This is a genomic window from Enterobacter cloacae complex sp. HYC033_NIDB (assembly GCF_056673335.1).
This window is the reverse complement of sequence record NZ_CP115123.1, coordinates 1-13,772: the sequence shown is the minus strand read 5'-3', so window position 1 is coordinate 13,772 and position 13,772 is coordinate 1. Positions and strand designations below refer to the sequence as shown.

At 51.5% G+C, this 13,772-nt stretch carries 10 protein-coding genes and 4 pseudogenes; 8 read left to right on the top strand and 6 right to left on the bottom strand.

Annotation, left to right across the window (positions count from 1 at the left end; genetic code table 11):
- Positions 1 to 72: 72 nt before the first annotated feature.
- Positions 73 to 761: pseudogene (locus tag O1721_RS00070) on the top strand (IS3 family transposase); the annotation flags it as partial.
- A gap of 382 nt (positions 762 to 1,143) precedes the next feature.
- On the opposite strand, the gene O1721_RS00065 reads toward O1721_RS00070, so the two are convergent.
- The 3 genes from O1721_RS00065 to O1721_RS00055 form a co-directional block, all read right to left on the bottom strand.
- Positions 1,144 to 2,372 (bottom strand): IS3-like element ISEc27 family transposase gene (locus O1721_RS00065; RefSeq protein WP_148116659.1). Its coding sequence is split into 2 segments (ribosomal slippage): positions 1,144 to 2,057 and positions 2,057 to 2,372, totalling 1,230 coding nucleotides; the frame shifts between segments, so codons are not numbered across the junction.
- A gap of 271 nt (positions 2,373 to 2,643) precedes the next feature.
- Complete coding sequence (locus O1721_RS00060; RefSeq protein ID WP_032415288.1) at positions 2,644 to 2,952, bottom strand: ArsR/SmtB family transcription factor; 309 nt, start codon at positions 2,950 to 2,952, stop codon at positions 2,644 to 2,646.
- 95 nt (positions 2,953 to 3,047) lie between these two features.
- Complete coding sequence (locus tag O1721_RS00055; protein WP_023279877.1) at positions 3,048 to 4,172, bottom strand: alkene reductase; 1,125 nt, start codon at positions 4,170 to 4,172, stop codon at positions 3,048 to 3,050.
- A 260-nt stretch (positions 4,173 to 4,432) separates the two neighbouring features.
- On the opposite strand from O1721_RS00055, the gene O1721_RS00050 reads away from it, so the two are divergent.
- The 5 genes from O1721_RS00050 (at position 4,433) to O1721_RS00030 (ending at position 9,147) form a co-directional block, all read left to right on the top strand.
- Positions 4,433 to 5,365: a LysR family transcriptional regulator gene (locus tag O1721_RS00050; protein WP_158002126.1), complete on the top strand. Its 933-nt coding sequence runs from the start codon at positions 4,433 to 4,435 to the stop codon at positions 5,363 to 5,365.
- An 82-nt stretch (positions 5,366 to 5,447) separates the two neighbouring features.
- On the top strand, positions 5,448 to 6,323 hold the full coding sequence (locus tag O1721_RS00045) for an MBL fold metallo-hydrolase (RefSeq protein ID WP_017384065.1): 876 nt from the start codon (positions 5,448 to 5,450) through the stop codon (positions 6,321 to 6,323).
- A gap of 106 nt (positions 6,324 to 6,429) precedes the next feature.
- Positions 6,430 to 7,281: a DMT family transporter gene (locus tag O1721_RS00040; protein ID WP_023279882.1), complete on the top strand. Its 852-nt coding sequence runs from the start codon at positions 6,430 to 6,432 to the stop codon at positions 7,279 to 7,281.
- Between the two features lie 75 nt (positions 7,282 to 7,356).
- A complete protein-coding gene (locus O1721_RS00035) occupies positions 7,357 to 8,193 on the top strand; it encodes a helix-turn-helix transcriptional regulator (RefSeq protein ID WP_023279881.1) in 837 nt (278 codons plus the stop codon).
- A 294-nt stretch (positions 8,194 to 8,487) separates the two neighbouring features.
- The gene (locus tag O1721_RS00030; protein ID WP_007897903.1) at positions 8,488 to 9,147 is read left to right on the top strand and encodes an SDR family oxidoreductase; all 660 of its coding nucleotides are present in this window, start codon (positions 8,488 to 8,490) and stop codon (positions 9,145 to 9,147) included.
- A gap of 41 nt (positions 9,148 to 9,188) precedes the next feature.
- On the opposite strand, the pseudogene O1721_RS00025 reads toward O1721_RS00030, so the two are convergent.
- Positions 9,189 to 9,785: pseudogene (locus tag O1721_RS00025) on the bottom strand (LysR substrate-binding domain-containing protein); the annotation flags it as partial.
- A gap of 447 nt (positions 9,786 to 10,232) precedes the next feature.
- Positions 10,233 to 10,559 carry a four-helix bundle copper-binding protein gene (locus tag O1721_RS00020; protein WP_022649401.1) on the bottom strand — a complete coding sequence of 109 codons (327 nt, stop codon included), beginning with the start codon at positions 10,557 to 10,559 and terminating at the stop codon, positions 10,233 to 10,235.
- A gap of 431 nt (positions 10,560 to 10,990) precedes the next feature.
- Here O1721_RS00020 and O1721_RS00015 point away from each other — a divergent pair, with 431 nt between their 5' ends.
- Both O1721_RS00015 and O1721_RS00010 read left to right on the top strand, forming a co-directional pair.
- Positions 10,991 to 12,124, top strand: coding sequence for a glutathione-independent formaldehyde dehydrogenase (locus tag O1721_RS00015; RefSeq protein ID WP_022651297.1), 1,134 nt, complete (start codon positions 10,991 to 10,993; stop codon positions 12,122 to 12,124).
- 569 nt (positions 12,125 to 12,693) lie between these two features.
- Positions 12,694 to 12,993: pseudogene (locus O1721_RS00010) on the top strand (IS66 family transposase); the annotation flags it as partial.
- Between the two features lie 71 nt (positions 12,994 to 13,064).
- Here the strand turns inward: O1721_RS00010 and O1721_RS00005 are convergent.
- Positions 13,065 to 13,772: pseudogene (locus O1721_RS00005) on the bottom strand (excinuclease ABC subunit A); the annotation flags it as partial.

Here is a 13,772-nt window from a genome sequence, read left to right as displayed (position 1 = left end):
GACGCGAGGTGAATCGCCACAGGTTTAACAGACACCTCAGAGTCATTTAAGATGACTTAAAGAGAGGTGCCCATGAGCGGTAAGCGTTATCCTGAAGAGTTTAAAATTGAAGCAGTCAAACAGGTTGTTGATCGCGGTTATTCTGTTGCCAGCGTTGCAACGCGTCTCGATATCACCACCCACAGCCTTTACGCCTGGATAAAGAACTACGGTCCGGATTCTTCCACTAATAAAGAACAGTCAGATGCTCAGGCCGAGATCCGCCGTCTTCAGAAAGAGCTGAAGCGGGTTACCGACGAACGGGACATATTAAAAAAAGCCGCGGCGTACTTCGCAAAGCTGTCCGACTGAGGTACGCCTTTATTCGTGACAACACCTATTGCTGGCCTGTTCGCCTGCTCTGTCGGGTGCTGGATGAACATCCCAGTGGTTTTTACGCCTGGCTTCAGCAGCCGCATTCACAACGCCATCAGGCAGACCTGAGACTGACAGGACAGATTAAACAGTTCTGGCTGGAATCGGGATGCGTCTATGGTTATCGCAAAATCCATCTGGATCTGCGGGACAGCGGGCAACAGTGCGGAGTGAACAGAGTCTGGCGACTGATGAAACGTGTCGGGATAAAGGCTCAGGTCGGATACCGGAGCCCGAGGGCATGTAAAGGCGAGGCCAGTATCGTGTCGCCCAACAAGCTCCAGCGACAGTTCAATCCGGATGCTCCGGATGAGCGTTGGGTAATCACAGCGTGGTTTCCTCAAACCCTCGCTGTGAATTAACTGAAATACTTCATTGAAGCTGTAACCAAACAGTTAACTGAAAGAATGAGCCCGCAGAGCATTGCACAGCGATGACACCATTTGTTGAGCTTCACCGTTTTCGCATACAACCGTCCGGAATTTGGAAAAGCACTGTCTTTTTGTACTGACCGATCATGATTAAGTGACACCTCTTCGAAAAAGAGAGCGCGATGAGCGATTAATATATGGCTCGAAAGACAATTATGTTGGGCTTTTATGACCGCTGTCAGAGGTATTATCTTACCCGGACGGCAACAGGGTCGGAATGTCATCAGCGGCACTGTAACAAGCTATCCGCCATCTTAAATATCTGCAGGTCCTTGCACCGAGTATGCTGGATTGGCCCCTATATTTCCATACACTTTTTATCACTTAACCCATTACTGGTTCGCCGCCGCAGATATTCCCGTGGCGAACGATACCCCAGTGCACTATGCGGATGCCATTCGTTGTAATGTTCGAAGGCCTCCGCAAGGTTCTTTACCGCTGTTAACCCGTCGGGTTTCGGCATGATGCTGATGTAATCGCGCTTCATCGTTTTCACGAAGCTCTCTGCCATCCCGTTGCTTTCCGGGCTACGTACCGCCGTATGTTTAGGCTCCAGTCCTACCATTCTGGCGAACTGACGCGTCTGATAAGAACGGTAGGCTGAACCGTTGTCTGTCAGCCACTCAACTGGGGATGTCGGCAGGCTGTTACCGAAACGACGCTCCACGGCACCCAGCATGACGTCCTGCACGGTTTCACTGTCATATCCACCGTTACTGGCCGCCCAGTAAAGTGCCTCGCGATCGCAACAGTCCAGAGCGAACGTGACCCGCAGTTTTTCACCGTTATCACAGCTGAACTCGAAGCCGTCAGAGCACCACCGCTGGTTACTTTCTCCAACGGCCACTTTCCCTGTATGCGCCCGCTTCGATGGCGGTATTTCCGGTTTACGCTCAAGCAGCAGCGCATTCTGACGCATGATGCGGTATACGCGTTTGGCATTGATCACCGCCATGTCGTCAGTTTCTGATTGTCTGCGCAGCAGTGCCCATACCCGACGATAACCATAGGTGGGCAGATCGCCGATAACGGTATGGATACGGGCCAGCGCGTCAGTATCATCAGGCTTGCGCTTGCACCGACGATCCTGCCAGTCCTTCGACCGACGGGCCATGGCATGCAGTTGCGCACGTGAGACCCGGAGGCAACGACTGACAAGGCTTATTCGCCATCCTCCGGCAACAAGGGCACGTGCGCTATCCACTTTTTTTGTCGGCCATATTCAACGGCTTCTTTTAGCAGCTCGTTTTCCATGGTTTTCTTGCCCAACAGGCGTTGCAGCTCTTTAATTTGCTTCATCGCAGATGCCAGCTCCGACGCGGGCACAACCTGTTCTCCTGCGGCAACGGCTGTAAGGCTGCCTTCCTGATACTGCTTACGCCACAGGAACAGCTGACTGGCAGCAACGCCATGCTGACGGGCGACCAGCGACACGGTCATTCCGGGCTCAAAACTCTGCTGAACAATGGCGATTTTTTCCTGAACACTTCGCCGTCTGCGCTTCTCTGGACCTAAAACATCAATCATTCGGACTCCAACGACTAGTCTAAAAACTAGTATTAAGACTATCACTAACTTAAGTGATACCAACTGTCTGGAGATTCAGGGGGCCAGTCTATATGCACACCAACCGACAGAGTGATTTGACCCAAACTGGTGGATATTTTGCAAAACTATTAGCCTCTTATGACCGGTCTGCAGCCTGATATTGAGGAATTAGTGCGCTTTCATGGAATGCCTGCCGGGATCGCAAGTACGAACCCCCGGTACTGTTACACTGAATGTGCTCAGTCCTGTATCAGATTGTATTTTTCAGCAACTCAAGAACAACCCTTATTTTATCATTGTCACGTTTGTAGTACGTCCAGGGACCGATGCGCTGAGAAGTAACAAGTTGTGCCCGTTGAAGAGCTGAGAGGTAAAGAGAAACGGTAGACTGTGAGAGCCCGACCTTTTCCTGAATGATACTGACACACACACCGAACTCGTCCGCATCAGCATAAGGCTGATGGAAGTGTATTTTCGGTTCCTTGAGCATATGCAGAATTTTTCTTCTAACAGGGTTTCCCAGCGCCTTAATCACGTCATTCAAATCAATATCAGGCATAAACTCTGTCACTTGTCGCATTGAGGAATTGCAATGTTACGATACTTCTCTACGTTAAGCATCAGCTTTTGAAAAGCTGATGCTCATAAGAATGGTTAGCCAAAGGCGGGATAATCTGTGTAGCCTTTTGCCGTTCCACCATACATGGTTGTTGGATCGACCGGATTCAGTGGCCATTCATGATAAAGGCGCTGCGGTAAATCCGGATTAGCTATGAACGGGCGGCCAAATCCGATAATGTCTCCCCAGCCAGCACCGATAATCCGTTCGGCTTTTTCTTGCGTATATCGCCCGGCATACATAATTACACCGCTGAATAACTTACGGACTTCAGCTCTGAATGCTTCAGGCAATTCGGGAGCATCATCCCAGTCGGCTTCAGCAAGAGAAATATAGGCTATTCCGATTTCTTCAAGAATTTTAACGGCTTCGGTATAGGTTTCATGGGGATCATCTTCCACCAGGCCAAGATAGACCCTTACTTCATCCGTGGTCTGAAAGAGCGGAGCAAAACGGACTCCCACACGGTCTTTACCGACCACATCAGCGACAGCCTGCGTCACTTCGCGCAGAAACCGCAGCCGGTTATGTAATGAGCCACCATATTCATCCTCTCTTTTGTTGCTATGGGATGACATGAACTGGTTAACCAGGTATCCATTTGCACAGTGAATTTCCACACCGTCAAAACCGGCATCAAGGGCGTTCTGAGCTGCCCCGGCGTACATCCTGACAATCTCACTAATTTCCTCTTTTTCCAGTGCGCGGGGGCAGGAAGCGGTAGCCAGCGCACCCTCTCCCGGCCCGGTTTCGATGAATACCTTAACGTTTTCCCCTGCCGGTATCGCCGACGGAGCGACAGGCGAGGCGTTACATGGCTGCAGGGAGTTATGGGATACTCTTCCGACATGCCAGAGCTGGGCAAAAATGATGCCTTCTTTTTCATGCACTGCCCGCGTCACTTTCTTCCAGCCTTCCACTTGCCGTGAGCTGTAGATCCCCGGGGTCCACGCATAACCCTGCCCACGAGGTTCGATTTGTGTTCCTTCGGTCACCATAAACCCGGCACTGCTGCGCTGTGCGTAATATTCAGCCATCAGTTCGTTCGGAATATCACCCGGTTGTGAGCTCCGTGAGCGGGTTAAAGGCGGAAGTACAACACGATTCTTCAGGGTGTAGGGACCTAGTCTGGTGGGAGAGAACAGGTTTTTCGTCTTCATTACATATCCTGATATAGCGAATTTTCAATATCACTGAAACGCCATGTCTCAGCATTTACGACCTGGCATGTCGTCGTTCGGCCGATGTAGCCGCAGAACCACGACACTTTATTCCACATATTGAGATTTACCAATATCTAGATTTATAAAAATTATGATCGGATGAGCGGAACGGGGGGGTTGCCTGATGGCTCACAGAATCGGCATCATGAACCTAAATGGTTCTGATAATGTTATCGGAGATCCTGAACGGGAACGGTATGCGTCACGATTTTAATGACTATGTTGCATTCATGGCAGTAGCACAGGAGTGCAGTTTTTCACGGGCTGCTGTCCGCCTCGGGATCTCGGCATCCACGCTTTCACACACGATACGTCGTCTCGAGGAGCGCGTTGGCATGCCGTTACTTATGCGTACAACCAGGCGGGTGGCTGTCACCGAAGCCGGTAAACAATTATTACTGACGCTTGAACCCGGTCTTGCGCGCATTGAAGCGGGCGTGACAGCTCTTCAGAGACTGCGCCATACACCGGCTGGGCTGGTCAGACTTACGGTATCAGATCACATGATTCATGAATGTCTCTGGCCACGATTGTCACCGTTACTAAAAAAATATTCGGATATCAAGGTGGAAATGTCGCAGCAGAACGGTTTTGTCGACATTGTTGAGGGCAATTTTGATGCCGGAGTCCGAATTGGTGATGACATATTAAAGGATATGGTGGCCGTCCGAATCGCACCGGACATACGGTTTGTCGTCATTGGATCGTCCACCTATCTTGCAGAAAGAGGTCTGCCGCTACATCCCTCTCAGCTGGAAAAACATGACTGCATCAATATACGTCTGTCACCCACAGGCCCGCTGTATGGCTGGGAATTTGTCAGGCAGGGGGAGATTGTGAAAAAAGTGGACGGGCAGCTTACTTTTTCAAGCATTTATCCAATGCTTCAGGCAGTAAAAGATGGCTACGGCCTGGCCTACCTGCCGGAGTCTTCTGCCCTGGCGGGGATTGAGGCGGGACACTATTGTCGGGTGCTTGAGGACTGGTCAGAGGCTTTTCCCGCCGACATGATAATTCCAATAATGTCCATTACAGGCTCCGGTAAAGATAATACCGACACCTTACATGAGAAAGGCAAAAGCAATATAACCTGCTGTGCTCCGGATTTTAAGAATGAGCGGTTTACGTAGCAGGATGAGCAGTTCGAACCAGAAATTTCGTTACTATTGCTAAAGTAAAACCTGATGACCTCTAATCGTAACGGAGACCAATATGACTTCACAACTGAACTGGCAGGCCCCGGCTATCAATCGCAAAAAAGTAGGTGACATGACTGTGACCATGCTGAGTGATGGCTATCTGGACGTATCTTTTGAGCTGCTGTCTGGTATTGACGGCTCACGTGCCGAGGATTTACTGCAGAAGCGCGGTGTGCCAGCAGTACCCCGTATTAATATCAACGTCTACGTTATCCAGACGCCTGAGCGAACCATCCTGATTGACAGTGGTGCCGGAGGTATCAATGGCTGGGGCGGTCGGCTTCAGGTAGCCCTGGCCGCGGCAGGCATTGACCCGCTTCAGATTGATACCCTTCTCCTGACTCACGCGCATCCTGACCATATCGGCGGGCTTGCAGGCCCCCTGCAGACTCCCGTTTTCCGCAATGTTCAGCAGTTGTTTGTGCATGAGAAAGAACTCGCTTTCTGGCGTGATGAAACCATTTCCGCTGGCGCGCCTGACGCATTCAAGCCGTTCTTTGAAGTAGCAAGGAACGCCTTCAGCGCTTATGACGACAAACTGGTGCCATTCCGCGAGGAAGCGATTTTACCAGGTATTCAGACTGTACCGCTGTTCGGCCATACACCAGGACATACCGGTTATCTGCTGGGTGATGAAAAAGAGTCGCTGCTCATCTGGGGTGATATTGTTCACTTCCCGCACATTCAGGTTGCTCAGCCTGACGTTACTATCGCGTTCGACAGCGATCCTGCGGCGGCGGCGGCCATCCGTAGCAAAGTGCTTGACCGCGCAGCGAGCGATAACCTGGCTGTCAGTGGTATGCACTTCAACCTGCCTACTACCGGTAAGGTTATCCGTGAAGGTAACAGCTTCGCACTGAATTACGACCTGTGGTCACCCGCAGTCTGATCACCTTCCTTCCCGGTGCACACAATAGTGACCGGGAAGATCCCCTTTCATATCGCCCGACAAGAACCCACCTGCAATACTATGAATATCACTGCCTCACAAAAAAATGGCTCATTACTCTTGCGCCCTGGCTTTTTGTATTCCTCTGGAGTCAGGGTTTGTCGCAGCCAAATTTACCGTGCAGTACAGCGCGCCGTTTCATCTTTTATTCCTGCGTGGCGCATTTTCCTGTCTGGTCCTTCTGCTGCTTACACTGGGGTTCAGGGCCCGTTTTCCGTCCGGCAGAGGAATGGTTCGCAACCTGATTGTCGGACTTTTCCTGCAGAGCTTCTTTCTGGGCGGATGCTTTTATGCCATCCATCGTGGCATGCCGTCAGGCATTGTGGCGCTCATCACCGGCCTGCAGCCGGTACTGACTGCAATACTGGTTTCACTCATGCACCGTCAGTCCCTGCATCCCCGGAAATGGCTGGGTATTGCGATTGGCTTTGCGGGCGTTTTCCTGGTGCTCTCGCCAGGCCAGCATAGTTTTGCACTGGATCCTGTGGCTTTTGGGTCGGTCATGCTGGGGTTATTTGGCGTAACGATCGGAGCGCTTTATCAGCGCCGTGCTCAGGGAGATGGACATATCTTTGCGAACACGTTTTTACAGTACGTCACTTTGACAATATCGATGGGTGCAATTAGCCTGATGTTCGAATCTGCTCCGACGCAGTGGAGCTTATCATTTGCGCTGGGTCTGGGCTGGCTGGTTATTGGCGTATCGGTTCTGGCGATTATGTTGCTGATTTTTATGATACGAAGCGGTGAAGCAACCAAAGTCGCTACTTACTTTTACCTGGTTCCCATTCTCACGGCAGCTGAAGCGTGGTTGCTGTTTGGAGAGGCCATTACATTGCCCATGCTTGTGGGTATGGCAATAACTATAATCGGCCTGATTTTTGTCATCCGGGAATAGACAACCGCACGCGTCGCTGTATGCTTTTGTATATGGCGACGTATAATAGCGGTCAAAGTCAAATTCCGGATGAATATGCAAACAGTCAGCTTTTCCGATTCTCCCGTTGATGATCTCCTCGCTGAGCTTCTTACCCTGGCACGCTCCCGTTTTCCACTTCCCTGCGATTGCCTTCGCGCAGAACAGACGCATCAGGTAAAGAAGTTCGAGGTGGAAGGTGCGACCCTTTCCTTCCCGCTGGAAGGAGAATTCCGGTATCGTGAAAATGAGAAATGGCACCGGGTGATCCCGGGCGAGATTATGGTCGTCCCGAATGCCCGTAGCATCGATATAGAATATGCCCCTTCAGAACAAAGTGGTGAGTTTGTTGCCCTGAGCGTGGTGCTCGCGGAGGAACAGCTTGAAGCAGCCAGGCTGTTACTTGCCGCACCACCACCACAGGACACCGGCAGCATCGCAGCCATTTCCGTATCAGCTCTTCTTTCACCCCTTAACCGCTGGACAGCCGCAATGCGGGAAGGGAAGCGTCCGCTTTCCCTGCACGCCATGGTTGAAGTGGTGCTCTGGCTTTATGGCATGGGATACCATGCTTTGCTGCGAGCCCGGCAGCCAAGTCTGGCCATGAAAATCCGTCAGATGGTAGCGGACAAACCGGCTCATCCCTGGAGTGCTGCTGAAATTGAAGATCTGACGGGACTCAGTGGCCCCACGCTTCGGCGCCACCTGGCCAGTGAGTCAACCAGCTTACGCTCAGTTATCGCCGATGCACGTATCGCGGAGGCTCTCCGCCTGCTGATGACATCGACGCTGCCGGTAAAAACGGTCGCGGGGCGGGTGGGTTACAATTCACTATCGAGCTTCAGCAAGCAGTTTTCTGAACGCTATGGAATCGAACCTTCAGGGTTCCGCTGACTTCAGTTCGTTCAAGGTACACATTGCGTCCCTCGCACTTCAGTAACTTGCGTGGATCTTTCGAATATAACGGAAGATATTGGCCGGCATTGCGTGTAACCGGTTCAGGAGTTCTCATCGTGACGGGAGAGCTAAATCGGTACGGCTGTTGTTCTCAGCTATAAGAACAACTGAGTATCTGACCAGCTGTCTGGTGCTGGCAGCAGCATGCAGTGCAATCGGTCAGGCTCAAAGGAACTGACCTGATGTCAGGTTATAATTTCGGACACATCATAACCCCAGAAGGAGACAACTGTGGTTCATGTTTTCATTATCGGTGGTGCAGGCAAAATCGGCCAGCGTCTGTGCAGGATCCTTTCAGGTAGGGGGCATGCTGTTCGTGCCCTCTACCGTAAGCCAGAGCAGCAGGCATTGCTAGGCGAGCTGGGTGCTGAGCCCGTCAGTGGGAGCCTGACAGAGCTGGATGCAGCTGCGCTGGCGATGCACTTTGCAGGTAGTGATACAGTGGTGTTTACTGCCGGTGCCGGCGGTAAGGGGGGACAGGAGATGACCAATGCGGTCGACGGCGAAGGGCTGAAAAAGTCGGTAGCTGCCGCCCTCAGTGCCGGTGTGTCTCGCTTTCTGCTCGTTTCTGCATTCCCGGAGTCCGCACGGGGAGAAACCACTTCTGAATCATTCGAAAATTATATGCGTGTTAAAAAAATGGCCGATGTGGAACTAGCACAAAGCGAGCTTGACTGGGTGATCCTGCGCCCCGGCGCGCTGCAGGATAAGACTGGTACGGGTTATGTACGTGCCGGCCTGGCCATCCCGTATGGTAACGTGCCCCGTGATGACGTGGCGGCTACGCTGGCTGAACTCATTGAGCAACCTGCCGTCAGCCGCGTCATCATTGAGCTGACGTCTGGCGATGCTCCTGTCCGTGAAGCCATACAGAAGCTGGCGGGCCGATAAAAGGCAGCGCACGTACCAGCAGGCTGCAGGCCCCCAGGCGTTTACAATAAACTTTCCAGCCAGTCGGTAAACGCCCGTACTTTTCGGGAGAGATGGCGGTGCGGATACAGAAGTTACAGTTTGCGATTCGGGGACGTATTATCTGGCAGAACCTCTACCAACAGCCCGCGATCGAGATAAGGCTGCAAAAAAATATTCATGCCCTGTAGTATTCCCAGCCCCGCCAGGCCTGCTGCAATGTAGGCTTCTGAGTTATCCACGACAAGCCTGCCTGGAAGTTCAATTTCGGTGGAGCCCTCTGACGTCCCGAATGTCCAGGGCATAACTTGTCTGTTGCTGCTGTTAATCCAGTTGACGGCCTGATGCTGCTGCAACTCGTCCATTGTTTCCGGGGTGCCGTGTTGATCAAGATACGCAGGACTGGCGCAGGTCGTCATTTTAACGGTTCCCACCTCCTTTGCGATATAGTCGCCATCGTCCAGCTCCCCCACCCTCAGTATGCAGTCCAGGCCATCATGCAGCATATTCCGTCGGCGGTCTGAGCTGCTCAGGATAATTTCAATTCCGGGATGCTGGCGATAAAAATCAGGCAGGTTGGGTATAACAAGTAAAGCCGCAAACGCGACAGGCATATCTATGAGCGAATAGCGGGCGTCAAAATGATAGCGACAGGAAAGTTCTGCCATATTAAACATAACAACCCTTGGGCGCACCGCCGCAGGCGCCCTCAGCACGTTTCTGCGGCCTCCCGCCTGTTTCCGGCACCTTTCAAACGCCCCTGATGATTTCTGCGCGTCTGCATGGCTATGCAGTGAGATCTGCTCTCCACCGATTAGTGCATGCAGATTTTGGAAACGTCCAATTCTGGCACGAAGCGGTCACCCCGGCGGGGTGCAGTCCGCTGTCAGCGAAAACGGACATTGAGCCAATCAAATAATCTGTGCCAGAATTTGTCATTGAGGCTAGTACTTTCGAGTAGATCTATTTCCCGCCCGTACTCTTAAACTCATCTATCTCATCCTTCTACGACTTATTACCGGGAATATAAAACCCCGCCGAAGCGGGTTTGGTAATTTGAGTTTTTCTCAGGCGGCCATCTTTCTGCATTGTTCGGCGCAGTGATGACAAGCGCTTGAGCAATCCTGACAATGGTCATGTTCATGCTTTCCACACTCGTCACCGCACTTCTGACAAACATCAGCGCAAAGACGGCAAAGATCCTGGGCAGACCCGCTATTTAGTGTCATGAATTGAGCTGCAAGACGGCAGATATTTGCACACTGCATATCCAGTTTTATGCACTCGCGCATCATCTCCAGATTCTCTTCGTCGAGACACGAAGCCGCACAGTTATCACATGCCGTTGCACATAGATAACAGGCTTCGATGCATTTTTTGTATTCGTCTAACATAATTTCTCCTTAGCTAAGGTTACGTATTAAGCATGGAAGAGATAACTGATTATTCAAATTTTGAATTAGTTAATTACCTTTTCAGCATTTCATATCATTGATTCAAAGTGCATCTCTAGGGTTACCTAATTCACCTATGTCTACTTCTGGCACAATGCAGAAATGAGATAGATTTACTTTATCCGCTTCTCGCTCAAAGCTGTCCGTAATCCCTTGCCTGCTTAAAAAAACCGGATTAACGTGTGATGTTTTTACGTTTTCCAGGCAGCCTTCATCGGTAAGTACCTGTCTTACAGACTTCAATGCACTTAGTTAAGAAACATCCTAATCGTCCTTTCGCCGATCGCGAGATCTGTTATGGCAGCTAAACTCGATTGATACCCCAATCCGCGGGGCAGCATTTCCTTTCCGCACGCAAGAAGGAGAAGATCATGAAAGCAGTAATTTACAACGGTCCTTATGATGTAAAAGTAAAAGACGTACCGGATGCGAAAATTGTCCGCCCCACGGATGTACTCGTCCGCATCACCACCACCAACATTTGTGGGTCGGACTTGCACATGTATGAGGGCCGGACCAGCTTTGAACAGGGACGGATTCTGGGTCACGAAAACCTGGGTGAAGTGGTCGAAATTGGCTCAGGCGTTGAACGTATTAAGGTGGGCGACTATGTTTGTCTGCCGTTTAACGTGGGATGTGGTTTTTGCGAAAACTGTGAAAAAGGTCTGACCGGCTTTTGTCTCACTACCAATCCGGGTACGGCAGGCGCAGCTTATGGTTTTGCTGAAATGGGTCCCTGGGAGGGAGGTCAGGCGGAACTTCTTCGGGTGCCATTTGCCGACTTTAACTGCCTTGTTCTTCCCCCTGATGCGGCAGAAAAAGAAGATGATTATGTGATGCTCTCTGACATTTTTCCTACCGGCTGGCATGCAACAGAACTTGCCGGATTGAAGCCTGGTGAAAGCGTGGCCATTTATGGCGCGGGGCCGGTCGGTTTGATGGCAGCTCATTCGGCGATCATTAAAGGTGCTTCACAGGTGTTTGTGGTTGATACGCACACAGACCGGTTGGCTCTGGCTGAAAAAATGGGGGCGACGGGCATCAATGCTACTGGCGATGAAGCTGTACAAAAAATTCTCGACCTGACGGATGGACGCGGTACGGATTGTGGCTGCGAATGTGTTGGCTATCAGTGCTGTAACAAACATGGCCATGAAGATAACTCTGTTACCATGAACAGTCTTGTTGCGTCGACGAAAGCAACCGGGGGAATTGGTGTGGTTGGCGTCTTTATTCCTCAGGATCCGGGGGCTGAATCGGAGCTTGCCAGAGAGGGTAAGATGCCATTTGATTTTGGGAGTTTCTGGTTTAAAGGACAGGCAATCCGTACCGGCCAGGCGAACGTTAAGGCCTATAACCGTCAGCTGTCTCGCCTCATCCATCACGATAAAGCCAGTCCGGGCAAAATAATTTCTCATCGTCTTTCGCTTGAAGAGGCTCCTGCCGGATATAAGCACTTCGATGAGCGGGATGAAGGATGGACGAAGGTTATCCTTAAGCCTTAAATAGAGTTATCCGGTATGAGAAAGCAAAAACCGGGAAAGAATGTATGACTTTTGACAGGGTGCAATAAAATATCCTGTCAGGGCGTTATTATTCATACTTTCAGCTGCCAGGCGCTTCCATATCCAGACTTGTTCCCTGATTTTGCCGACGAGATAGCAAAATTAATACATTCAGGAGGAGGCATCTGCGGTTGATCTGTTCCGTATTTATTAACGCCCTGTGCTGTAAGTATTGTCTGCCTCTACCACATAGCAGACATGTGCGCAGGAACGGTCCGCTATGAGCGAAAAGCGGACTTCCGGTCCTTGCGCAAACTCCCGTTCCGAGAAGTTGCAGTTCACAAATCACCTGTTAAAGAAGGTATGGTAGCCCACAGCATTAATTTTGCTTCCATCTTCAGTCAGACTGGCCGGTACCGGCTTCCGATAAGTTTCGTCGGCTGAGGCCCGCTAAAGTAGAGAGGTCAAAAAATAACCTTGACGTACAATAATTTTCGATATCCAAACTGACCCCTAATTAGGTGGACACCTGATGACTGACTTAAAATTTCTATCACGCCAGCGTTACACATCCGCAGTCGCATCTTGCGGGGTTCAGCGGGGTGTTGCAGGCGGACGTGCACGTGCGGACGCCCTCTGACACCACGACCGAAGCGCTGTGCCGTATCGGCGAGCTGTATGGCATCGAGGCGGGCATCCGGGGCAAAAGCGCGGCGGAACGGCTGGCCATTCGGCAGGAAAAAGCGGTACCGCTGCTGACCGCGCTGGAGGGCTGGCTGCGTGAAAAGCAGAAAACGCTGTCACGGCACTCGGAGCTGTCGAAGGCGTTCGCGTACGCGCTGAACCAGTGGGATGCGCTGAAATTATACCTGCGGGAGATTACTGATACAGAACACGCCGGGAATGTGCCGCCATTGACGCAATGACGACACAGCCCTTTTTAACCGTTCCGTGAGAGTTCCCTGGCAATATACTGTGCGGTACGGCTTTCTTTGACCTGCGATACCTGTTCGGGAGTTCCTGCGGCAACCAGGCGTCCTCCCTCATGTCCCGCTCCAGGACCGATGTCGATAACCTGGTCTGCCTGAGTAACCGCCCGCATATCGTGTTCAATCATTATCACCGTATTTTCTGCATCAACAAGCCGCTGCAGCTGCACAAGGAGGCGGTCGGCGTCTGAAGCATGCAGGCCGGTTGTCGGTTCATCTAGGATATACAACGTGTGGCCACGTTGGCTACGTTGTAGTTCGGTTGCCAGCTTGATCCTTTGCGCCTCCCCTCCGGATAACTCGGTTGCTGGTTGTCCCAGACGCAGGTAGCCCAGACCAATTTCACTCAGCAGACGGAGGGGACGAGCCACTGGTTCTTCAGTCGCAAAGAACTGACTGGCTTCATCCACCGTCATATGCAGGACCTCCGCGATATTTTTGTCCTGCCAGCAGATCCTGAGAGTATCCCGGTTATACCGCGCGCCATGGCAGGTCGGGCACGGTGCATACACGCTCGGCATAAACAACAGCTCCACGCTGACGAATCCTTCACCTTCACAGGTTGCACAGCGGCCTTTTGCCACATTGAAAGAGAATTGACCCGCATCGTAATGATGGAGTTTGGCGTCAGTCGTTCCGGCAAAGAGCTTACGAACAGG

Coding starts and splice junctions, on each gene's coding strand:
- O1721_RS00045 (WP_017384065.1), top strand. CDS start 5,448: ATGACTTCACAACTGAACTGGCAGGCCCCGGCTATCAATCGCAAAAAA.
- O1721_RS00020 (WP_022649401.1), bottom strand. CDS start 10,559: ATGTTAGACGAATACAAAAAATGCATCGAAGCCTGTTATCTATGTGCA.
- O1721_RS00015 (WP_022651297.1), top strand. CDS start 10,991: ATGAAAGCAGTAATTTACAACGGTCCTTATGATGTAAAAGTAAAAGAC.
- O1721_RS00060 (WP_032415288.1), bottom strand. CDS start 2,952: ATGCCTGATATTGATTTGAATGACGTGATTAAGGCGCTGGGAAACCCT.
- O1721_RS00035 (WP_023279881.1), top strand. CDS start 7,357: ATGCAAACAGTCAGCTTTTCCGATTCTCCCGTTGATGATCTCCTCGCT.
- O1721_RS00055 (WP_023279877.1), bottom strand. CDS start 4,172: ATGAAGACGAAAAACCTGTTCTCTCCCACCAGACTAGGTCCCTACACC.
- O1721_RS00050 (WP_158002126.1), top strand. CDS start 4,433: ATGCGTCACGATTTTAATGACTATGTTGCATTCATGGCAGTAGCACAG.
- O1721_RS00040 (WP_023279882.1), top strand. CDS start 6,430: ATGGCTCATTACTCTTGCGCCCTGGCTTTTTGTATTCCTCTGGAGTCA.